We start from the raw sequence: 22,238 nt of genomic DNA, 5'->3' as shown, positions 1-22,238 counted from the left end.
GGTTTTCTTTTTGCTTCTTGCCCGCTTAGGGGGGCAGGAGCAGGGAACACTGCTCCCAACAGGAATGTTTAAGAGGTATAACAAATGCAAGCTATTCCGATGACCTTACGTGGTGCCGAAAAACTGCGCGAAGAGCTGGATTTCCTGAAATCCGTGCGTCGTCCTGAAATCATCGCCGCTATCGCGGATGCGCGCGAGCATGGCGACCTGAAAGAGAATGCTGAATACCACGCCGCGCGTGAGCAGCAGGGCTTCTGTGAAGGGCGTATTAAAGATATCGAAGCAAAACTGTCCAATGCACAGGTTATCGACATCACCAAAATGCCTAACAACGGGCGTGTGATCTTTGGTTCTACCGTGACCGTGCTGAACCTGGACAACGACGAAGAGCAGACCTATCGCATCGTGGGTGATGATGAAGCTGATTTCAAACAGAACCTGATTTCGGTGAACTCGCCGATTGCTCGCGGCCTGATTGGCAAAGAGCAGGACGATGTTGTCACCATCCGCACCCCTGGCGGTGAAGTAGAATACGAAATTATTAAGGTTGAATACCTGTAATTCGCTTCTCTACTAAGATGTTGATACATTGTAAAGAAAAGAAAAAGGCCGCGTAGCGGCCTTTTATCAACTCAAGGAGCATGGCATTTTGCTCGCCTGCTGACAGAAATCCCTCGTTTCACACAGAAAATGTGTTTAATTCAGGATATCCTTAACGTGGCAGCGAGATTTTACGCTCTTTAGACGGGCGGTAGAGCACCAGCGTTTTACCGATGACCTGTACATTACAGGCGCCGGTTTCGCGCACGATGGCTTCCACGATCAGGTTTTTAGTGTCTCTGTCTTCAGAGGCGATTTTCACCTTGATCAGCTCGTGGTGTTCCAGCGCTTGTTCAATCTCGGCAAGCACCCCTTCGGTCAAACCATTGTTGCCAAGCATCACTACAGGCTTGAGCGGATGTGCCAGACCTTTAAGGTGCTGTTTTTGTTTAGTACTCAGATTCATCGTATATTTTTGCTTACGTTGGGATTGAAAACGGTTCATTCTACCGCCATCTCCCTTATATCGCCAAATAGCTGCGTAGAAATTTACGTCACAGGCAAGCAACGATGAACCAGGACGGAAATGTTAAATGACAGGTAAAAAGCGTTCTGCCAGCTCCAGCCGCTGGCTCCAGGAACACTTTAGCGATAAATATGTTCAACAGGCACAGAAAAAGGGGTTGCGTTCCCGTGCCTGGTTTAAACTTGATGAAATACAGCAAAGTGACAAACTTTTTAAGCCGGGGATGACGGTTGTTGACCTCGGTGCGGCACCTGGCGGATGGTCCCAGTATGCGGTCACGCAGATCGGCGGAACGGGCCGAATCATCGCGTGCGATCTTTTACCAATGGATCCCATCGTCGGTGTCGACTTCCTTCAGGGCGACTTTCGTGATGAATTAGTGCTGAAAGCGTTACTTGATCGTGTAGGTGACAGTAAGGTCCAGGTTGTCATGTCAGATATGGCACCAAATATGTGCGGAACACCGGCGGTGGATATCCCCCGCGCCATGTATCTGGTGGAGCTAGCGTTAGAAATGTGTCGTGATGTACTAGCGCCTGGTGGTAGTTTTGTTGTGAAGGTGTTTCAGGGCGAAGGTTTCGAGGAGTATCTTAAGGAAATTCGCTCCCTGTTTGCGAAGGTCAAAGTTCGTAAGCCGGACTCTTCCCGGGCCCGTTCCCGTGAAGTGTATATTGTAGCGACCGGGCGAAAATGATAACCGGGAGATTTCAGACGAAAGTTTGAATGAAACTGGATATAGAGTATCCTGACGCTGTTTTTAACACAGTTGTAATATGAGGTTAATCCCTTGAGTGACATGGCGAAAAACCTAATACTCTGGCTGGTCATTGCCGTTGTGCTGATGTCAGTATTCCAGAGCTTTGGGCCCAGCGAGTCGAATGGCCGCAAGGTGGATTATTCTACCTTCCTGCAGGAGGTCAATCAGGACCAGGTTCGCGAAGCGCGTATCAACGGACGTGAGATCAACGTTACCAAGAAAGATAGTAACCGTTACACGACTTACATCCCGGTGAACGATCCTAAGCTGCTTGATAACCTTCTGACCAAAAACGTCAAGGTAGTTGGCGAGCCGCCAGAAGAACCAAGCCTGCTGGCTTCTATCTTCATTTCCTGGTTCCCGATGCTGCTTCTTATCGGCGTCTGGATCTTCTTTATGCGCCAGATGCAGGGCGGCGGTGGCAAAGGTGCCATGTCGTTCGGTAAGAGCAAGGCGCGTATGTTAACGGAAGATCAGATCAAGACCACTTTTGCAGACGTTGCCGGGTGTGACGAAGCGAAAGAAGAGGTCGGCGAACTGGTTGAATACCTGCGTGAACCGAGCCGTTTCCAGAAGCTGGGCGGTAAGATCCCGAAAGGCGTGCTGATGGTTGGCCCTCCGGGTACCGGTAAAACCCTGCTGGCGAAAGCCATTGCGGGCGAAGCGAAGGTGCCGTTCTTTACTATTTCAGGTTCTGACTTCGTTGAAATGTTCGTGGGTGTCGGTGCATCTCGTGTGCGTGACATGTTCGAGCAGGCCAAGAAGGCAGCACCGTGCATTATCTTCATCGATGAAATCGACGCCGTAGGCCGCCAGCGTGGCGCAGGTCTGGGCGGTGGTCATGATGAACGTGAACAGACGCTGAACCAGATGCTGGTTGAGATGGACGGCTTCGAAGGTAACGAAGGTATCATCGTTATCGCGGCGACTAACCGTCCGGACGTACTTGACCCTGCGCTGCTGCGTCCAGGCCGTTTCGACCGTCAGGTTGTTGTGGGTCTGCCGGACGTTCGCGGTCGTGAACAGATTCTGAAAGTTCACATGCGTCGCGTACCGCTGGCACCAGATATCGACGCGGCAATCATTGCGCGCGGTACTCCTGGCTTCTCCGGTGCGGACCTGGCTAACCTGGTCAACGAAGCAGCTCTGTTTGCCGCTCGCGGTAACAAGCGCGTGGTGTCCATGGTGGAGTTCGAGAAAGCGAAAGACAAAATCATGATGGGTGCGGAACGTCGCTCCATGGTGATGACGGAAGCGCAGAAAGAGTCCACGGCATACCACGAAGCGGGTCACGCGATTATTGGTCGCCTCGTACCGGAACACGATCCGGTGCATAAAGTGACGATTATTCCGCGCGGTCGTGCGCTGGGTGTGACCTTCTTCCTGCCTGAAGGCGACGCGATCAGCGCCAGCCGTCAGAAACTGGAAAGTCAGATTTCTACCCTCTACGGTGGTCGCCTGGCAGAAGAGATTATCTACGGTGTGGAACATGTTTCTACCGGTGCGTCCAACGACATTAAAGTCGCGACCAACCTGGCGCGTAACATGGTGACGCAGTGGGGCTTCTCCGACAAACTCGGTCCGCTGCTGTATGCAGAGGAAGAGGGTGAAGTCTTCCTGGGCCGTTCTGTGGCGAAAGCGAAACATATGTCCGATGAGACGGCACGTATCATCGACCAGGAAGTAAAATCTCTGGTAGAGCGTAACTATGCACGTGCTCGCCAGATCCTGAACGACAATATGGACATCCTGCATTCGATGAAAGATGCGCTCATGAAGTATGAGACCATCGATGCACCGCAGATTGACGACCTGATGGCGCGCCGTGAAGTGCGTCCGCCAGCAGGCTGGGAAGACCCAGGCGCTTCCAATAATTCTGACAACAATGGCACCCCGCGTGCGCCGCGTCCGGTTGATGAACCGCGTACGCCAAACCCGGGCAACACCATGTCAGAACAGTTGGGCGATAAGTAAGTTACTGCTGTTGACGCGTTTGTCTGTACCTCAAACCCTGGAGCTTGCTCCGGGGTTTTTCATTTCTGTTTAACCATATAGATATCAGGGATTTCGCCATGAAATTATTCGCTCAGGACTCGCATCTCGATCTCTCACATCCCCATGTGATGGGGATCCTGAATGTTACCCCTGACTCCTTCTCTGACGGCGGCACGCATAACACGCTTATCGAGGCGGTTAAGCACGCGAATTTAATGATTAATGCGGGTGCCACCATCATTGACGTTGGCGGCGAATCGACGCGTCCTGGTGCGGCTGACGTGTCTGTGGAAGAAGAGCTGGCGCGCGTCGTGCCGGTCGTTGAAGCCATCGCGCAGCGGTTTGAAGTGTGGATCTCCGTTGATACCTCCAAACCCGAAGTGATTCGTGAAGTGGCGAGAGTGGGCGCTCACATTATTAATGATATTCGCTCACTCACCGAGCCTGGCGCACTTGAAGCCGCGGCAGAGACGGGGTTACCGGTATGCCTGATGCACATGCAGGGCCAACCGAAAACCATGCAGGAAGCACCGAAGTATGATGATGTCTTTGCCGACGTGAATCGCTTCTTTATTGAGCATATTGCACGCTGTGAACGTGCAGGTATCCCAAAAGAGAAATTGCTGCTCGACCCGGGGTTCGGTTTCGGTAAAAATCTCTCCCACAACTATGCGTTGCTTGCGCGCCTGTCGGAATTCCATCATTTTGGCCTGCCGTTACTGGTGGGGATGTCGAGAAAGTCGATGATTGGGCAGTTGCTGAACGTGGGGCCGAGCGAACGCCTGAGCGGCAGCCTGGCCTGCGCAGTGATTGCGGCGATGCAGGGTGCGCACATTATTCGTGTCCATGACGTCAAAGAAACAGTAGAAGCCATGCGTGTGGTGGAAGCCACACTGGCAGCGAAGGAAAACAAACGCTATGAGTAATCGTAAATATTTTGGTACCGACGGTATCCGTGGGCGTGTAGGCGATGCTCCCATCACCCCTGATTTTGTCCTGAAGCTCGGCTGGGCTGCTGGCAAGGTACTGGCGCGTCATGGCTCACGTAAAATTATCATCGGTAAAGACACCCGTATTTCGGGCTATATGCTGGAGTCCGCGCTTGAAGCGGGTCTGGCAGCTGCCGGACTGTCCGCCTCCTTTACGGGCCCAATGCCAACGCCTGCAGTCGCGTATCTGACGCGCACCTTCCGTGCGGAAGCGGGGATTGTCATCTCGGCTTCTCACAACCCGTTCTACGACAACGGCATTAAATTCTTCTCCATTGACGGCACCAAGCTGCCGGATGACGTGGAAGAGGCGATTGAAGCCGAAATGGAAAAAGAGATCACCTGTGTTGATTCCGCAGAGCTGGGTAAAGCGAACCGTATCGTCGATGCGGCGGGGCGTTACATCGAATTCTGTAAAGGTACCTTCCCGAATGAGCTGAGCCTGGCTCATCTGAAAATTGTGGTGGACTGTGCGAACGGTGCGACCTACCACATCGCCCCAAATGTTTTCCGCGAACTGGGTGCGAAAGTGATCGCCATCGGCTGCGAGCCGGATGGTCTGAACATTAACGAGCAGGTGGGGGCAACTGACGTTCGTGCCCTGCAGGCGCGTGTTCTGGCGGAGAAAGCCGATCTCGGTATTGCGCTGGACGGCGACGGTGACCGCGTGATCATGGTCGACCACGAAGGTAACAAGGTCGACGGCGATCAGATCCTCTACATCATTGCACGTGAAGGTCTGCGTCAGGGCCAGCTGCGCGGCGGTGCGGTAGGTACGCTGATGAGTAACATGGGCCTGGAACTGGCGCTGAAACAGCTCGGTATTCCGTTCGTGCGCGCGAAAGTGGGTGACCGCTACGTGCTGGAAAAACTGCAGGAGAAGGGCTGGCGCATCGGTGCAGAAAACTCGGGTCACGTCATCCTGCTCGACAAAACTACCACCGGTGACGGTATCGTGGCCGCGCTGCAGGTGGTTGCCGCGATGGCGCGCAACCATATGAGCCTGCACGATCTGTGCAGCGGGATGAAAATGTTCCCACAGATCCTGGTGAACGTGCGCTTTACTGCTGGCAAAGGCGATCCGCTGGAAAATGAGAACGTCAAAGCGGTGATGGCTGATGTTGAAGCGGCTCTGGGCAGCCGTGGACGCGTGCTGCTGCGTAAGTCCGGTACCGAACCGCTGATCCGCGTGATGGTGGAAGGTGAAGACGAAGCGCAGGTCACCGAATTTGCGCACCGTATTGCGGATGCCGTAAAAGCTGCATAATCTTGCACGCTAAATGTTTAAAAAGGCGGCGTTTGCCGCCTTTGTTTTAAGCAATTCATGGCTTTTTGCTGTTTTTTTCCGCAGTTGATACAATGCGTCGAAAATGCCCTTGCGAAGGTGATTCGCTTTGGTTAGTATTCACACCCGCTTCAGTGGGAAACAAAAATCCTGCTAATTGGTCGAAGCATTGGTATGCGGCAAATCCGCAAGGAACAGGTTGATTATGTACGAAGCTCTTTTAGTTGTTTTCCTTATTGTAGCCATCGCTCTCGTAGCGCTGATTATGCTGCAGCAAGGTAAAGGCGCTGATATGGGAGCCTCCTTCGGAGCAGGCGCTTCCGGTACGCTGTTCGGTTCAAGTGGTTCTGCGAACTTCATGACCCGCACAACGGCGATTCTGGCTACGCTGTTCTTCATCATCAGTCTGGTGCTTGGCAATATCAACAGCAATAAGACCAGCAAAGGAAGCGAGTGGGAAAACCTGAGCGCGCCAGCGAAAACTGAGCAGACTCAGCCAGCTGCACCGGCTAAGCCAACCAGCGATATCCCGCACTAAGTATTCTGTACCGAGGTGGTGGAATTGGTAGACACGCTACCTTGAGGTGGTAGTGCCCTAACGGGCTTGTGGGTTCGAGTCCCATCCTCGGTACCAATATTCCAGAAGAAAGACGTCGAAAGACGTCTTTTTTTTCGTCTGTATATTGTGGTAGCGGGCAAAATGGCGGGTGGCGCTGCGCTTACCCGCCCTACAAATACCAAATAAAAAGGCGCCTGTTGGGCGCCTTTTGCATGTCTTGCTGTCGATTACTTCTTATCGCTGTGTTCCAGGTTTTCAACCTGCGGTAGGCCGTTACCGGAGCTGGCGGAGAGCAGGCCATTCTCAACATAGTTGAACAGCTTCTCACGTGTATCGGTGATGTCCAGATTACGCATGGTCAGCTGACCAATACGATCGTCTGGTGAGAACACAGATTCACCTTTCTCCATAGTCAGACGCTCTGCTTTATAGGTCAGGTTGTCAGACACGGTGTTCAGGATGGAGTAGTCGTTACCGCGACGCAGTTCCAGCGTCACTTCACCGGTGATCGCGCTTGCCACCCAACGCTGCAGCGCATCACGCAGCATCAGCGCCTGTGGATCGAACCAGCGGCCCTGATACAGCAGTTTGCCCAGCTGACGGCCATGAGAGTGATACTGCTCAATGGTGTCTTCGTTGTGAATGCCGGTCAGCAGACGCTCGTAAGCGATGTGCAGCAGCGCCATTCCCGGGGCTTCATAAATGCCACGGCTTTTCGCTTCGATGATACGGTTTTCAATCTGATCGCTCATGCCCAGACCGTGACGACCGCCAATACGGTTAGCTTCCAGCATCAGCTCAACATCGTCAGAGAAGGTTTTACCGTTCAGCGCAACCGGATGGCCGCGCTCGAAACGTACGGTCACCTCTTCCGCCTGGATTTTGACGTTCTCGTCCCAGAACTTCACGCCCATGATCGGGTTAACGATCTTCACGCTGGAGTTCAGGAATTCCAGGTCTTTCGCTTCGTGCGTTGCACCCAGCATGTTGGAGTCGGTGGAATAGGCTTTCTCGACTGACATCTTATAGTCGAAACCGCAGGCGATCATAAACTCGGACATCTCATGACGACCACCCAGCTCGTCGATGAAGTCGGTGTCCAGCCATGGTTTGTAAATCTGCAGCTCGGCGTTGGTCAGCAGGCCATAACGATAGAAACGTTCGATATCGTTACCTTTATAGGTGCTACCGTCACCCCAGATGTTGACGCCGTCTTCTTTCATCGCCGCAACCAGCATGGTGCCGGTGACCGCACGGCCCAGCGGGGTGGTGTTGAAATAGGTCAGACCGCCGGTGGTGTTATGGAATGCACCACACTGAATAGCCGCGATACCTTCCGCGACAAGTTGCTTACGGCAGTCAATCAGGCGCGCGTTCTCTGCACCATACTCTTTAGCGCGACGAGGAATGGCATCATAGTCGTCCTCATCCGGCTGACCCAGGTTCGCAGTATAGGCATACGGAACCGCTCCCTTCTGGCGCATCCACAGCAGTGCAGCGCTGGTATCCAGGCCACCTGAGAAAGCGATGCCAATACGTTGTCCTACCGGAAGATGCTTGAGAATCGTCGTCATAGAATAAAACCCTGCTTGATTGACTGATTAGAGACCGCTTTCGCTCTCTTGTGCATTTTTATGCAAAATAAGTGAGTATTCATTTAATCATCTTTTGGCGAAGACCGGAAGAGAGTCATGCGTTTTTTGTAAAAATTTTGGTCTGATCGATCTGGCGGAAGTCGCCTTGACAGGTGGGGTCAACTATCAATATACTAAACGCCGATTTTACGTCCCGTCTTCGGTACCAAATCCCAGCATTATTTGCAAATTCTGTCCAAAACGCGTAGAATTTGCCACGTTTCAGGCGCGGGGTGGAGCAGCCTGGTAGCTCGTCGGGCTCATAACCCGAAGGTCGTCGGTTCAAATCCGGCCCCCGCAACCACTTTCCCATAAAGTTCTTTTTCAAATATACTGTGAAGACTTAGAGCCTTCGTAGCTGGATTTGAAAAAATTCTTTCGGAAAGTGCTCCAGGCCACAGTTGTGGCTATAGGGTTCAGTTATCTAAAGCCCCGATTTATCGGGGTTTTTTGTTATCTGACTACAGAATAACTGGGCTTTACGCCCTTTTTTTATGTCTTGGGGGTGGGCTTGTCCACATTAGAGCAAAAATTAACAGAGATGATTACTGCACCGGTCGAAGCACTGGGCTACGAACTGGTCGGCATCGAATTCGTTCGCGGCCGTACATCGACGCTGCGCATCTATATTGATAGTGAAGATGGCATCAATGTTGATGATTGTGCTGATGTCAGCCACCAGGTGAGTGCGGTTCTTGATGTTGAAGACCCGATTACCGTTGCGTACAACCTGGAAGTTTCCTCACCTGGCCTCGATCGCCCGATGTTCACGGCCGAGCACTATGTGCGCTTTACCGGTGAAGAAGTGGCTCTCGTTCTGCGTATGGCCGTACAGAACCGCCGTAAATGGCAGGGAATTATCAAAGCTGTTGATGGTGAAATGATCACGGTGACAGTCGAAGGCAAAGATGAAGTGTTCGCGCTGAGTAATATCCAGAAGGCGAACCTGGTTCCCCACTTTTAACAGTCTGGATTGAGGTGAAAAGCCCGCGATGAACAAAGAAATTTTGGCTGTTGTTGAAGCCGTCTCCAACGAGAAATCACTGCCGCGTGAGAAGATTTTTGAAGCGCTGGAAAGTGCACTGGCTACAGCAACCAAGAAAAAATACGAACAAGAGATCGATGTTCGCGTAGAAATCGATCGTAAAAGCGGTGACTTCGATACATTCCGTCGTTGGGTAATCGTTGAAGAAGTAACCCAGCCGACCAAAGAGATCACCCTGGAAGCCGCCCGTTTTGAAGACGAAAGTCTGAACGTGGGTGACTACGTTGAAGATCAGATTGAATCTGTGACCTTCGACCGTATCACCACCCAGACCGCTAAACAGGTTATCGTGCAGAAAGTGCGCGAAGCCGAGCGCGCGCTGGTTGTCGATCAGTTCCGCGATCAGGAAGGCGAAATCATCACCGGCGTGGTGAAGAAAGTGAACCGCGACAATATCTCCCTGGAGATCAAATCCGAAGGGTTGCCGGGTAACGCTGAAGCCGTGATCCTGCGTGAAGATATGCTGCCGCGTGAAAACTTCCGTCCAGGCGACCGTATTCGCGGCGTTCTGTACGCCGTTCGCCCTGAAGCGCGTGGCGCACAGCTGTTCGTGACCCGTTCTAAACCAGAAATGCTGGTAGAACTGTTCCGTATCGAAGTACCGGAAATCGGTGAAGAAGTTATCGAGATTAAAGCGGCGGCTCGCGATCCGGGCTCCCGTGCGAAAATTGCGGTGAAAACCAACGACAAGCGTATCGACCCGGTCGGTGCTTGCGTCGGTATGCGCGGTGCGCGTGTCCAGGCAGTGTCTACTGAGCTGGGCGGCGAACGTATTGATATCGTTCTGTGGGATGACAACCCGGCGCAGTTCGTGATCAACGCAATGGCTCCAGCTGATGTGGCGTCTATCGTTGTTGACGAAGACAAACACACCATGGATATCGCTGTTGAAGCGGGCAACCTGGCGCAGGCAATCGGCCGTAACGGCCAGAACGTACGCCTGGCGTCACAGCTGAGCGGCTGGGAACTCAACGTGATGACCGTTGATGACCTGCAGGCTAAGCATCAGGCTGAAGCCCATGCGGCGATCGATACCTTCACGAAATACCTGGATATTGACGAAGACTTCGCCACTGTTCTGGTTGAAGAAGGTTTCTCTACGCTGGAAGAACTGGCCTATGTGCCAATGAAAGAGCTGCTGGAAATTGACGGTCTGGATGAACCAACCGTTGAAGCCCTGCGTGAACGCGCTAAAAACGCACTGACCACCCTGGCACTGGCTCAGGAAGAAAGCCTTGGCGATAAGAAGCCGGCTGATGACCTGCTGAATCTGGAAGGTCTTGATCGTGCGATTGCGTTCAAGCTGGCTGCCCGTGGTGTTTGTACGCTGGAAGATCTCGCTGAGCAAGGCGTTGATGACCTGGCTGATATCGAAGGTTTAACCGACGAGAAAGCCGGCGAGCTCATCATGGCCGCACGTAATATTTGCTGGTTCGGCGACGAAGCGTAATAAACTGTAGCAGGAAGGAACAGCATGACTGATGTAACTGTAAAATCGCTGGCTGCTGAGATTCAGACCTCCGTGGACCGCCTGGTACAGCAATTTGCTGATGCAGGGATCCCGAAGTCCGCTGATGACTCGGTGACCGCGCAAGAAAAACAAACCTTGTTAACGCACCTGAACCGTGAACACGGCTCTACGCCTGACAAGTTAACGCTGCAGCGCAAAACGCGTAGCACGTTAAACATCCCTGGTACCGGTGGCAAAAGCAAATCGGTACAAATTGAAGTCCGCAAGACGCGCACCTTTGTAAAACGTGATCCGCAAGAGGCAGAACGCCTTGCCGCGGAAGAGCAGGCACAGCGTGAAGCGGAAGAACAAGCTCAGCGTGAGGCGGAAGCAGCCGCCAAACGTGAAGCAGAATTAAAAGCTGAACGTGAGGCCGCAGAAAAAGCGAAACGCGACGCAAGTGATAAAGTGAAGCGTGACGCTGCGGAAAAAGACAAAGTGAGCAATCAACAGACAGACGAAATGACCAAAACCGCCCAGGCTGAAAAAGCCCGCCGTGAAAATGAAGCTGCCGAGCTGAAGCGTAAAGCGGAAGAAGAAGCCCGCCGTAAGCTGGAAGAAGAAGCTCGCCGCGTCGCCGAAGAAGCGCGCCGTATGGCAGAAGAAAACGAGAAGAATGGTGTGAATACCGTTGAGCCGACTGAAGACACCAGCGACTATCACGTGACCACTTCTCAGCATGCGCGTCAGGCTGAAGATGATAACGACCGTGAAGTGGAAGGCGGTCGTGGACGTGGCCGTAATGCAAAAGCTGCGCGTCCGGCGAAAAAAGGCAACAAGCACGCTGAATCCAAAGCTGATCGTGAAGAAGCACGCGCGGCTGTTCGCGGTGGTAAAGGCGGCAAGCGTAAAGGTTCCGCTCTGCAGCAGGGCTTCCAGAAGCCTGCTCAGGCCGTTAACCGTGACGTTGTGATCGGCGAAACCATTACCGTTGGCGAACTGGCGAACAAGATGGCGGTTAAAGGCTCTCAGGTCATCAAAGCGATGATGAAACTGGGCGCCATGGCGACCATCAACCAGGTGATCGATCAGGAAACCGCACAGCTGGTTGCTGAAGAGATGGGCCACAAAGTAATCCTGCGTCGTGAAAACGAGCTGGAAGAAGCAGTAATGAGCGACCGTGATACTGGCGCTGCGGCTGAACCGCGTGCACCGGTTGTGACCATCATGGGTCACGTTGACCACGGTAAAACCTCTCTGCTTGACTACATTCGTTCTACTAAGGTTGCCTCGGGTGAAGCGGGTGGCATTACCCAGCACATCGGTGCATACCACGTAGAAACTGACAACGGTATGATCACCTTCCTGGATACCCCAGGCCACGCCGCGTTTACCTCAATGCGTGCTCGTGGTGCTCAGGCGACGGATATCGTTGTTCTGGTTGTTGCCGCAGACGACGGCGTGATGCCACAGACCATCGAAGCTATCCAGCACGCGAAGGCTGCAGGTGTGCCAGTTGTGGTTGCAGTGAACAAGATCGATAAGCCAGAAGCGGATCCCGATCGTGTTAAAAACGAACTTTCCCAGTACGGTATCCTGCCGGAAGAGTGGGGCGGTGAAAGCCAGTTCGTACACGTGTCTGCGAAAGCGGGTACCGGTATCGACGAACTGCTGGACGCGATCCTGCTGCAGGCCGAAGTTCTGGAGCTGAAGGCCATCCGTAACGGTATGGCGAGCGGCGCGGTGATCGAATCCTTCCTGGATAAAGGTCGTGGCCCGGTTGCTACCGTTCTGGTTCGTGAAGGTACACTGCATAAAGGCGATATCGTTCTGTGCGGTTTCGAATACGGCCGCGTTCGTGCGATGCGTAACGAACTGGGTCAGGAAGTGCTGGAAGCGGGTCCGTCCATTCCAGTGGAAATCCTGGGTCTGTCCGGTGTTCCGGCTGCCGGTGACGAAGTGACCGTTGTGCGTGACGAGAAGAAAGCGCGTGAAGTGGCACTGTACCGCCAGGGCAAATTCCGTGAAGTTAAACTGGCTCGTCAGCAGAAATCTAAACTCGAGAACATGTTTGCCAACATGACCGAGGGCGAAGTTCACGAAGTGAACATCGTTCTGAAAGCCGACGTTCAGGGTTCTGTGGAAGCGATCTCCGACTCCTTGCTGAAACTGTCTACTGACGAAGTGAAAGTGAAGATCATCGGTTCGGGCGTAGGTGGTATCACCGAGACCGACGCTACCCTGGCTGCTGCCTCTAACGCTATCCTGGTTGGCTTCAACGTTCGTGCGGATGCGTCTGCGCGTAAAGTGATTGAATCCGAAAGCCTGGATCTGCGTTACTACTCCGTCATCTATAACCTGATCGACGAAGTGAAGGCCGCGATGAGCGGTATGCTGTCTCCTGAGCTGAAACAGCAGATCATCGGTCTGGCTGAAGTACGTGACGTGTTCAAATCACCGAAATTCGGTGCGATCGCGGGCTGTATGGTTACCGAAGGTAACATCAAGCGTCACAACCCAATCCGCGTACTGCGTGACAACGTGGTTATCTACGAAGGCGAGCTGGAATCCCTGCGCCGCTTCAAAGATGACGTTAACGAAGTCCGTAACGGCATGGAATGTGGTATCGGCGTGAAGAACTACAACGACGTTCGCGTTGGCGATATGATCGAAGTGTTCGAGATCATCGAAATTCAGCGTACCATCGCTTAATTACCGATTGTAAGCCGGGATCGCCTCGCGCCACCCGGCAATAATTTCAAAAAGGGGCTTTAGCCCCTTTTTTGTCTGGAGAATTTATTATGGCGAAAGAATTTGGTCGCCCTCAGCGCGTAGCGCAGGAAATGCAGAAAGAGATCGCACTCATTCTGCAACGTGAAATTAAAGACCCGCGCGTCGGCATGATGACCACCGTTTCCGGTGTCGAAATGTCCCGTGATTTGGCCTATGCCAAAGTGTTCGTCACCTTCCTGAACGATCAGGACGAAGCGGCAGTGAAAAACGGCATTAAAGCGCTGCAGGAAGCCTCTGGTTTCATCCGCTCCCTGCTTGGCAAAGCGATGCGCCTGCGTATCGTGCCTGAACTGACCTTCTTCTACGACAACTCGCTGGTCGAAGGTATGCGTATGTCCAACCTGGTGACCAGCGTGGTTAAACATGACGATGAGCGTCGTGTTAACCCGGCGGACGACAGCAAGGAGGACTGATGAGTCGTCCTCGTCGTCGTGGTCGCGACGTGCATGGTGTGCTGCTGCTGGATAAACCCCAGGGCGCTTCCAGCAACGACGTGCTGCAGAAAGTTAAGCGTATTTATAACGCCAACCGTGCGGGCCACACCGGCGCGCTCGACCCGCTGGCAACCGGCATGCTGCCGGTCTGTCTGGGAGAGGCGACAAAGTTTTCCCAGTACCTGCTCGACTCCGATAAGCGCTACCGCGTTATCGCTAAACTGGGCCAGCGCACGGATACCTCCGACGCGGATGGCCAGGTGATAGAAGAGCGTCCGGTGACCTTCAGCGCGGAGCAGCTTGATGCGGCGCTGGAGAGCTTCCGTGGGGATACGATGCAGGTACCGTCGATGTATTCGGCGCTGAAGTATCAGGGGAAAAAACTCTACGAATATGCGCGCCAGGGCATTGACGTCCCGCGTGAAGCCCGTCCGATAACCGTGTATGAGCTGCTGTTTATTCGCCACGAAGGTGATGAGCTGGAGCTGGAGGTGCACTGTTCGAAAGGGACCTATATTCGCACCATCATCGACGACCTCGGTGAAAAGCTGGGCTGCGGCGCACATGTGATTTACCTGCGCCGTCTGGCGGTGAGCAAGTACCCGGTAGAGCGGATGGTGACCCTGGAGCAACTGCGCGAGCTGGTAGAACAGGCGGAAGCGCAGGGGATCGCGCCGGCAGATTTGCTGGATCCTTTGCTGATGCCGATGGACAGTCCGGCAGCGGACTTCCCGGTTGTTAATCTTCCTTTAACATCCTCCGTTTACTTTAAGAACGGCAACCCGGTTCGTACGGCGGAAGCGCCGCTGGAAGGACTGGTACGCGTGACCGAAGGCGACGAAGGGAAATTCATCGGTATGGGCGAAATGGATGGTGAGGGGCGCGTTGCGCCGCGTCGTCTGGTCGTCGAGTATCCGATCGAAGCATGACGGTGATGACGGCTCACCTTGCGATAAGCAGGGGAGACGAGTAGAATATCGCCGCTTAACGCCTGGTAAATTGTTTAACAATCTGCGGGGCGTACATGGGGTCGCTGAATTAGAGATCGGCATCCTTACATTCTTTATACTTTGGAGTTTGAAAATGTCTCTAAGCGTTGAAGCTAAAGCTAAAATCGTTTCTGAGTTTGGTCGTGGTACTAACGACAGCGGTTCTACCGAAGTTCAGGTTGCACTGCTGACTGCACAGATTAACCACCTGCAGGGTCACTTTGCAGAGCACAAAAAAGATCACCACAGCCGTCGTGGTCTGCTGCGTATGGTTTCTCAGCGTCGTAAACTGCTCGACTACCTGAAACGTAAAGATGTTGCACGCTACACCGCGCTGATCGAGCGTCTGGGTCTGCGTCGCTAAGTCTTGCGAGTTTCAGAAAAGGGGGCCTGATGGCCCCTTTTTTCAACCAGACGGCAGCAATTCACTGGAAACTATTGTATTGTTGCTATAAATGATCTTCATTGCAGAGGTTCGCGCGGCTAATGAGAGGCTTCACCCATGGGGGTGTTGGTTGTCATTAGTCGCGAGGATGCGAAGAAGGTCGGGTTAAATCGACAGCACACCGGTGGTGTGCTGTCAAACATTTAAGAAAGGACAGAACTTTGCTGAATCCGATCGTTCGTAAATTCCAGTATGGTCAACATACCGTCACGCTGGAAACCGGCATGATGGCTCGTCAGGCTACTGCTGCCGTTATGGTAAGCATGGATGACACTGCGGTATTCGTTACCGTTGTTGGCCAGAAAAAAGCTAAACCAGGTCAGGACTTCTTCCCGCTGACCGTTAACTACCAGGAGCGTACCTACGCTGCCGGTAAAATCCCGGGTGGTTTCTTCCGTCGTGAAGGCCGTCCAAGCGAAGGCGAAACCCTGATCGCGCGTCTGATTGACCGCCCGGTTCGTCCACTGTTCCCGGAAGGCTTCGTTAACGAAGTACAGGTTATCGCGACCGTTGTTTCCGTTAACCCGCAGGTTAACCCGGACATCGTAGCGATGATCGGTGCGTCCGCTGCCCTGTCACTGTCTGGTATTCCATTCAATGGTCCAATCGGTGCCGCGCGCGTTGGCTACATCAACGACCAGTACGTGCTGAACCCAACCCAGGAAGAGCTGAAAGAAAGTAAGCTGGACCTGGTGGTTGCGGGTACTGAAGCGGCTGTACTGATGGTTGAATCCGAAGCTGAACTGCTGAGCGAAGACCAGATGCTGGGCGCTGTGGTATTTGGCCACGACCAGCAGCAGATCGTTATCCAGAACATCAACGACCTGGTGAAAGAAGCCGGTAAACCACGTTGGGACTGGCAGCCAGAAGCGGCAAACGACGCGCTGAACGCACGCGTTGCTGCACTGGCAGAATCTCGTCTGAGCGATGCGTACCGCATCACTGACAAACAGGAGCGTTACGCTCAGGTTGACGTGATCAAGTCTGAAACTATCGCGACCCTGGTTGCGGAAGATGAAACGCTGGACGCTAATGAACTGAGCGACATCCTGCACGCTATCGAGAAAAACGTTGTTCGTAGCCGCGTACTGGCAGGCGAGCCGCGTATCGATGGCCGCGAAAAAGACATGATCCGTGGTCTGGATGTGCGTACTGGCGTTCTGCCACGTACTCACGGTTCCGCGCTGTTCACCCGTGGCGAAACGCAGGCGCTGGTTACCGCGACCCTGGGTACTGCACGTGATGCGCAGATCATCGACGAACTGATGGGCGAGCGCACTGACAGCTTCCTGTTCCACTACAACTTCCCTCCGTACTCCGTAGGCGAAACCGGTATGGTTGGCTCGCCGAAGCGTCGTGAAATTGGTCACGGTCGTCTGGCGAAGCGCGGCGTACTGGCCGTCATGCCAGAAGCAGACAAATTCCCGTACACCGTACGTGTAGTGTCTGAAATCACCGAATCCAACGGTTCCTCTTCCATGGCTTCCGTGTGTGGTGCCTCTCTGGCGCTGATGGATGCAGGCGTGCCAATCAAAGCCGCCGTTGCGGGTATCGCAATGGGCCTGGTGAAAGAAGGCGACAACTTCGTTGTTCTGTCTGACATTCTGGGTGACGAAGACCACCTGGGCGATATGGACTTCAAAGTAGCGGGTTCCCGCGAAGGTATCTCTGCACTGCAGATGGATATCAAAATTGAAGGTATCACCAAAGAGATCATGCAGGTTGCTCTGAACCAGGCTAAAGGTGCGCGTCTGCACATCCTGGGCGTGATGGAACAGGCGATTAACGCGCCGCGTGGCGACATTTCTCAGTTCGCTCCACGTATCCACACCATCAAGATCAATCCAGACAAGATCAAAGATGTTATCGGTAAGGGCGGTTCCGTAATCCGTGCGCTGACCGAAGAGACTGGCACCACCATCGAAATCGAAGATGACGGTACTGTGAAGATCGCAGCAACCGACGGCGAGAAAGCGAAATTCGCGATCCGTCGCATCGAAGAAATTACTGCAGAAATCGAAGTGGGCCGTGTCTACGCAGGTAAAGTGACCCGTATCGTTGACTTTGGCGCGTTCGTTGCCATCGGTGGCGGTAAAGAAGGTCTGGTTCACATCTCTCAGATCGCTGACAAGCGCGTTGAGAAAGTGACTGATTACCTGCAGATGGGTCAGGAAGTACCGGTGAAAGTTCTGGAAGTTGATCGCCAGGGCCGTATCCGTCTGAGCATTAAAGAAGCAACCGAGCAGTCTCAGCCAGCTGCTGCGCCAGAAGCACAGGCAGCAGAACAGCAAGGCGAGTAAGTTGCCATTTGCCCTCCGCTTTGCGGAGGGCCTATTATCAGGCAGGACGCCTTGTTAAGCCGCCGGGGGACAGGACGTTCATCCAATAGTTGTCTTCGGGAGTGGGAAATGAAGCCTTTTTTGCGCTGGTGTTTCGTTGCGACAGCTTTAACGCTGGCAGGATGCAGCAACTCTGCCTGGCGTAAGAGCGAAGTCCTCGCAGTGCCATTGCAACCGACTTTGCAGCAGGAAGTGATCCTGGCACGCATGGAACAAATACTTGCCAGTCGGGCTTTAACCGATGAAGAACGCGCACAGCTTTTATATGAGCGCGGAGTGTTGTATGATAGTCTCGGTCTGAGGGCATTGGCGCGGAATGATTTTTCACAAGCGCTGGCTATCCGACCTGATATGCCTGAAGTATTCAATTACTTAGGCATTTATTTAACGCAGGCAGGCAATTTTGATGCTGCCTATGAAGCGTTTGATTCTGTACTTGAGCTTGATCCAACTTACAACTACGCGCACTTGAATCGCGGTATCGCATTGTATTACGGCGGTCGTGACAAGTTAGCACAAGATGATCTGCTGGCGTTTTATCAAGACGATCCTAATGATCCTTTCCGTAGCCTGTGGCTTTACATCGTTGAGCGGAAGCTCGATGAGAAGCAGGCAAAAGAGGCACTGAAACAGCGCTTCGATAAATCGGACAAGGAACAGTGGGGATGGAACATTGTCGAGTTCTACCTGGGCAACATTAGCGAAGCAACGCTGATGGAACGCCTCAAGGCGGACGCAACGGATAACACCTCGCTCGCTGAGCATCTCAGTGAAACCAACTTCTATTTAGGTAAGTACTACCTAAGTCTGGGGGATATGGACAGCGCTACGGCACTGTTCAAATTAGCGGTTGCTAACAACGTACACAACTTCGTTGAGCACCGTTATGCATTGTTGGAATTATCGCTCTTGGGCCAGGAGCATGACGACCTGGCAGAATCGGACCAGCAATAGCTGACGACATAAACATCAGCCCGTAATCTTTTGATTGCCATCACCTTAACTGGTGAGGGCGTTGTTGTTCGTCAATACACCTACTTTGAGCCGGTTCACACTTTTCAATGAAAATTGCTAATCATTTTCACGATGAGCTAAGTAGACTGGCCGCCATTGACATTGAGGCACTCGTACTACATGGCTGAATTCGAAACCACTTTTGCAGATCTGGGCCTGAAGGCTCCTATCCTTGAAGCCCTTAACGATCTGGGTTACGAAAAACCATCTCCGATCCAGGCTGAGTGTATCCCACACCTGCTTTCTGGTCGTGACGTGCTGGGCATGGCCCAGACTGGTAGCGGTAAAACTGCAGCATTCTCGCTGCCGCTGCTGAACAACATTGATCCGGACCTGCGTGCACCGCAGATCCTCGTTCTGGCTCCAACCCGTGAACTGGCTGTTCAGGTTGCAGAAGCCATGACGGAATTCTCTAAACATATGCGCGGCGTAAACGTGGTTGCCCTGTACGGCGGCCAGCGTTATGACGTGCAGTTACGCGCCCTGCGTCAGGGCCCACAGATTGTTGTCGGTACGCCGGGCCGTCTGCTGGATCACCTGAAGCGCGGTACCCTGGACCTCTCTAAACTGAGCGGTCTGGTACTGGATGAAGCAGATGAAATGCTGCGTATGGGCTTCATCGAAGACGTTGAAACCATCATGGCGCAGATCCCGGACGGTCATCAGACCGCGCTGTTCTCTGCAACCATGCCGGAAGCTATCCGTCGCATTACCCGCCGCTTCATGAAAGAGCCGCAGGAAGTGCGTATTCAGTCCAGCGTAACCACTCGCCCGGACATCAGCCAGAGCTACTGGTCTGTGTACGGCATGCGTAAAAACGAAGCGCTGGTACGTTTCCTGGAAGCGGAAGATTTTGATGCGGCGATTATCTTCGTTCGTACCAAAAACGCGACCCTGGAAGTGGCTGAAGCCCTGGAGCGTAGCGGCTACAACAGCGCAGCGCTGAACGGCGATATGAACCAGGCCCTGCGTGAGCAGACTCTGGAGCGTCTGAAAGACGGTCGTCTGGATATCCTGATTGCCACCGACGTGGCAGCACGTGGTCTGGACGTTGAGCGTATCAGCCTGGTTGTTAACTACGACATCCCGATGGATTCCGAGTCTTACGTTCACCGTATCGGCCGTACCGGTCGTGCGGGTCGTGCTGGCCGTGCGCTGCTGTTCGTTGAGAACCGCGAGCGTCGTCTGCTGCGTAACATCGAACGTACCATGAAGCTGACCATTCCAGAAGCGGACCTGCCAAACGCAGAGCTGCTGGGCAAACGCCGTCTGGAAAAATTCGCCGCCAAAGTACAGCAGCAGCTGGAAAGCAGCGATCTGGATCAGTACCGTGCGCTGCTGTCGCAGATTCAGCCTGTTGCTGAAGGCGAAGAGCTGGACATGGAAACCCTGGCTGCAGCACTGCTGAAAATGGCTCAGGGCGAACGTAGCCTGATCGTGCCGCCAGATGCGCCGATGCGTCCTAAACGTGAATTCCGTGACCGTGACGATCGCTTCGAACGTCGTGGCGACCGTAACGATCGTGGCCCACGTGGTGACCGTCCAGAGCGTGGTGGTGAAGACCGTCCACGTCGTGAACGTCGCGACGCAGGTGACATGGAACTGTACCGCATTGAAGTGGGCCGTGATGATGGCGTTGAAGTTCGTCACATCGTTGGCGCGATCGCTAACGAAGGCGACATCAGCAGCCGTTACATCGGTAACATCAAGCTGTTCGCATCCCACTCTACCATCGAGCTGCCAAAAGGCATGCCGGGTGAAGTACTGCAGCACTTTACGCGTACCCGCATCCTGAACAAGCCGATGAACATGCAGCTGCTGGGCGATGCACAGCCACGTCCTGACCGTGGCGGCGAACGCCGTGGCGGTGGTCGCAGCTTCGGCGGCGAGCGTCGTGAAGGCGGTCGCAGCGAAGGTCGCGGTGGTGAAGGTCGTCGTTTCTCCGGCGAGCGCCGCGAAAGCCGTGGCCCGCGTCGTGAAGAAGGCACCAGCCGTCGTCGTTTCGGTGACGCGTAAGCCTTACGCTTCTGACGTAAAGTAAAATATACAGCCCCGATACATGCTATCGGGGCTTTTTTTATTCCCTTTGTACTCTTGTACTGGTACAGTGCGTCACATTAAAATGCAGAACCGCATGATTGACTGGAGAAAAGGCTGTATGGCGACACTAACCACCACCCAAACGTCACCTTCGCTGCTTGGCGGCGTGGTGATCATCGGCGGAACCATTATAGGTGCCGGGATGTTCTCCCTGCCCGTGGTCATGTCCGGTGCGTGGTTCTTCTGGTCGCTGGCTGCGCTGGTCTTTACCTGGTTCTGTATGCTCCATTCCGGGCTGATGATCCTCGAAGCCAACCTGAACTACCGCATTGGCTCCAGCTTCGACACCATCACCAAAGATCTGCTGGGCAAAGGCTGGAACCTGGTTAACGGGCTGTCCATCGCCTTTGTGCTCTATATCCTGACCTACGCGTATATTTCGGCGAGCGGTTCGATTCTGCATCACACCTTCTCTGAGATGTCGCTGAACGTTCCGGCGCGTCTGGCCGGGCTGTGCTTTGCGCTGGGCGTGGCGTTTATCGTCTGGATGAGTACCAAAGCGGTAAGCCGGATGACGGCAATCGTACTGGGCGCGAAGGTCATCACCTTCTTCCTGACCTTCGGCAGCCTGCTGGGGCACGTGACGCCCGCCACGCTGTTTAACGTTGCCGAAGTGAATACCTCCTACACGCCGTACCTGCTGATGACGCTGCCGTTCTGTCTGGCGTCGTTCGGCTACCACGGCAACGTGCCGAGCCTGATGAAGTACTACGGCAAAGATCCGCGCACCATTGTGAAGTGTCTGGTCTACGGCACGCTGCTGGCGCTGGCTCTGTACGTCATCTGGCTGCTCGGAACGATGGGCAACATCCCGCGCCCGGAATTTATCGGTATTGCGCAGAAGGGCGGTAACATTGACGTGCTGGTGCAGGCGCTGAGCGGCGTGCTGAACAGCCGCAGCCTGGATCTGCTGCTGGTTATCTTCTCTAACTTTGCGGTGGCGAGCTCTTTCCTCGGCGTGACGCTGGGCCTGTTTGACTACCTGGCGGATCTGTTCGGCTTTGATGATTCTGCGATGGGGCGCTTCAAAACCGCGCTGCTGACCTTCCTGCCGCCGATTGTGGGTGGCCTGCTGTGGCCGAACGGCTTCCTGTACGCCATCGGCTATGCCGGACTGGCGGCAACAATCTGGGCGGCGATTGTGCCAGCGCTGCTGGCACGTAAATCACGTAAACGCTTCGGCAGCCCGAAATTCCGCGTCTGGGGCGGCAAGCCGATGATTGCGCTGATTCTGGTGTTCGGTGCTGGCAATGCGCTGGTCCACGTGCTGTCGAGTTTTAACCTGCTGCCTGTGTATCAATAAACAGAAAGCCCGGTGGCGCTGCGCTTACCGGGCCTACAGGG

18 protein-coding genes, 2 tRNA genes and 1 pseudogene are annotated in these 22,238 nt (G+C 53.9%); 19 read left to right on the top strand and 2 right to left on the bottom strand.

What is annotated here, in order from left to right; genetic code table 11:
* The first annotated feature begins 84 nt into the window (after positions 1–84).
* Entirely contained in the window at positions 85–561 is a 477-nt protein-coding gene (greA, locus tag BM007_RS11645) for a transcription elongation factor GreA (RefSeq protein WP_014171793.1), read from the top strand.
* A gap of 151 nt (positions 562–712) precedes the next feature.
* On the opposite strand, the gene yhbY is transcribed toward greA, so the two are convergent.
* Entirely contained in the window at positions 713–1,006 is a 294-nt protein-coding gene (yhbY, locus tag BM007_RS11640) for a ribosome assembly RNA-binding protein YhbY (RefSeq protein ID WP_003861814.1), read from the bottom strand.
* A gap of 127 nt (positions 1,007–1,133) precedes the next feature.
* On the opposite strand from yhbY, the gene rlmE reads away from it, so the two are divergent.
* The 6 genes from rlmE (at position 1,134) to BM007_RS11610 (ending at position 6,726) form a co-directional block, all read left to right on the top strand.
* Positions 1,134–1,760: a 23S rRNA (uridine(2552)-2'-O)-methyltransferase RlmE gene (rlmE, locus tag BM007_RS11635; protein WP_003861812.1), complete on the top strand. Its 627-nt coding sequence runs from the start codon at positions 1,134–1,136 to the stop codon at positions 1,758–1,760.
* Positions 1,761–1,862: 102 nt separating this feature from the next.
* On the top strand, positions 1,863–3,797 hold the full coding sequence (ftsH, locus tag BM007_RS11630; RefSeq protein WP_010436002.1) for an ATP-dependent zinc metalloprotease FtsH: 1,935 nt from the start codon (positions 1,863–1,865) through the stop codon (positions 3,795–3,797).
* 98 nt (positions 3,798–3,895) lie between these two features.
* Positions 3,896–4,744 carry a dihydropteroate synthase gene (folP, locus tag BM007_RS11625; RefSeq protein WP_024906364.1) on the top strand — a complete coding sequence of 283 codons (849 nt, stop codon included), beginning with the start codon at positions 3,896–3,898 and terminating at the stop codon, positions 4,742–4,744.
* Entirely contained in the window at positions 4,737–6,074 is a 1,338-nt protein-coding gene (gene glmM / locus BM007_RS11620) for a phosphoglucosamine mutase (protein ID WP_024906365.1), read from the top strand. Before folP ends, glmM begins: the two co-directional genes overlap by 8 nt.
* Before the next feature lie 223 nt (positions 6,075–6,297).
* Complete coding sequence (gene secG / locus BM007_RS11615) at positions 6,298–6,630, top strand: preprotein translocase subunit SecG (RefSeq protein WP_023309338.1); 333 nt, start codon at positions 6,298–6,300, stop codon at positions 6,628–6,630.
* Between the two features lie 9 nt (positions 6,631–6,639).
* Positions 6,640–6,726, top strand: a tRNA-Leu gene (locus BM007_RS11610).
* A 152-nt stretch (positions 6,727–6,878) separates the two neighbouring features.
* Here the strand turns inward: BM007_RS11610 and argG are convergent.
* A complete protein-coding gene (gene argG / locus BM007_RS11605) occupies positions 6,879–8,225 on the bottom strand; it encodes an argininosuccinate synthase (RefSeq protein WP_024906366.1) in 1,347 nt (448 codons plus the stop codon).
* A gap of 287 nt (positions 8,226–8,512) precedes the next feature.
* Here argG and BM007_RS11600 point away from each other — a divergent pair.
* The 12 genes and pseudogenes from BM007_RS11600 to mtr all read left to right on the top strand — a co-directional run bounded on the left by BM007_RS11600 (position 8,513) and on the right by mtr (position 22,197).
* Positions 8,513–8,589, top strand: a tRNA-Met gene (locus BM007_RS11600).
* A gap of 207 nt (positions 8,590–8,796) precedes the next feature.
* Positions 8,797–9,249: a ribosome maturation factor RimP gene (gene rimP, locus BM007_RS11595; protein WP_014833432.1), complete on the top strand. Its 453-nt coding sequence runs from the start codon at positions 8,797–8,799 to the stop codon at positions 9,247–9,249.
* A 28-nt stretch (positions 9,250–9,277) separates the two neighbouring features.
* Positions 9,278–10,780 carry a transcription termination factor NusA gene (gene nusA, locus BM007_RS11590; protein ID WP_003861798.1) on the top strand — a complete coding sequence of 501 codons (1,503 nt, stop codon included), beginning with the start codon at positions 9,278–9,280 and terminating at the stop codon, positions 10,778–10,780.
* A 24-nt stretch (positions 10,781–10,804) separates the two neighbouring features.
* Positions 10,805–13,492: a translation initiation factor IF-2 gene (gene infB / locus BM007_RS11585; RefSeq protein ID WP_048992084.1), complete on the top strand. Its 2,688-nt coding sequence runs from the start codon at positions 10,805–10,807 to the stop codon at positions 13,490–13,492.
* An 89-nt stretch (positions 13,493–13,581) separates the two neighbouring features.
* Positions 13,582–13,986 carry a 30S ribosome-binding factor RbfA gene (rbfA, locus tag BM007_RS11580; RefSeq protein ID WP_003024988.1) on the top strand — a complete coding sequence of 135 codons (405 nt, stop codon included), beginning with the start codon at positions 13,582–13,584 and terminating at the stop codon, positions 13,984–13,986.
* On the top strand, positions 13,986–14,936 hold the full coding sequence (truB, locus tag BM007_RS11575; RefSeq protein ID WP_090418867.1) for a tRNA pseudouridine(55) synthase TruB: 951 nt from the start codon (positions 13,986–13,988) through the stop codon (positions 14,934–14,936). The genes rbfA and truB overlap by 1 nt, the downstream gene beginning before the upstream one ends.
* A 154-nt stretch (positions 14,937–15,090) precedes the next feature.
* A complete protein-coding gene (gene rpsO, locus BM007_RS11570) occupies positions 15,091–15,360 on the top strand; it encodes a 30S ribosomal protein S15 (RefSeq protein ID WP_003861789.1) in 270 nt (89 codons plus the stop codon).
* A gap of 242 nt (positions 15,361–15,602) precedes the next feature.
* Positions 15,603–17,799, top strand: a pseudogene (gene pnp / locus BM007_RS11565) (polyribonucleotide nucleotidyltransferase).
* Positions 17,800–17,849: 50 nt separating this feature from the next.
* Entirely contained in the window at positions 17,850–18,734 is an 885-nt protein-coding gene (gene nlpI / locus BM007_RS11560) for a lipoprotein NlpI (protein WP_023309331.1), read from the top strand.
* A 107-nt stretch (positions 18,735–18,841) separates the two neighbouring features.
* Entirely contained in the window at positions 18,842–18,922 is an 81-nt protein-coding gene (gene yrbN / locus BM007_RS23555) for a protein YrbN (RefSeq protein ID WP_100122156.1), read from the top strand.
* Complete coding sequence (locus BM007_RS11555; RefSeq protein WP_024906370.1) at positions 18,915–20,810, top strand: DEAD/DEAH family ATP-dependent RNA helicase; 1,896 nt, start codon at positions 18,915–18,917, stop codon at positions 20,808–20,810. The genes yrbN and BM007_RS11555 overlap by 8 nt, the downstream gene beginning before the upstream one ends.
* A gap of 142 nt (positions 20,811–20,952) precedes the next feature.
* Positions 20,953–22,197: a tryptophan permease gene (gene mtr / locus BM007_RS11550; protein WP_090418953.1), complete on the top strand. Its 1,245-nt coding sequence runs from the start codon at positions 20,953–20,955 to the stop codon at positions 22,195–22,197.
* The last annotated feature ends 41 nt before the right edge of the window (positions 22,198–22,238 follow it).

Source organism: Enterobacter sp. NFIX59 (assembly GCF_900113755.1).
Taxonomy (GTDB): domain Bacteria; phylum Pseudomonadota; class Gammaproteobacteria; order Enterobacterales; family Enterobacteriaceae; genus Enterobacter; species Enterobacter pseudoroggenkampii.
This window is presented reverse-complemented; position numbering and strand designations above follow the sequence as displayed.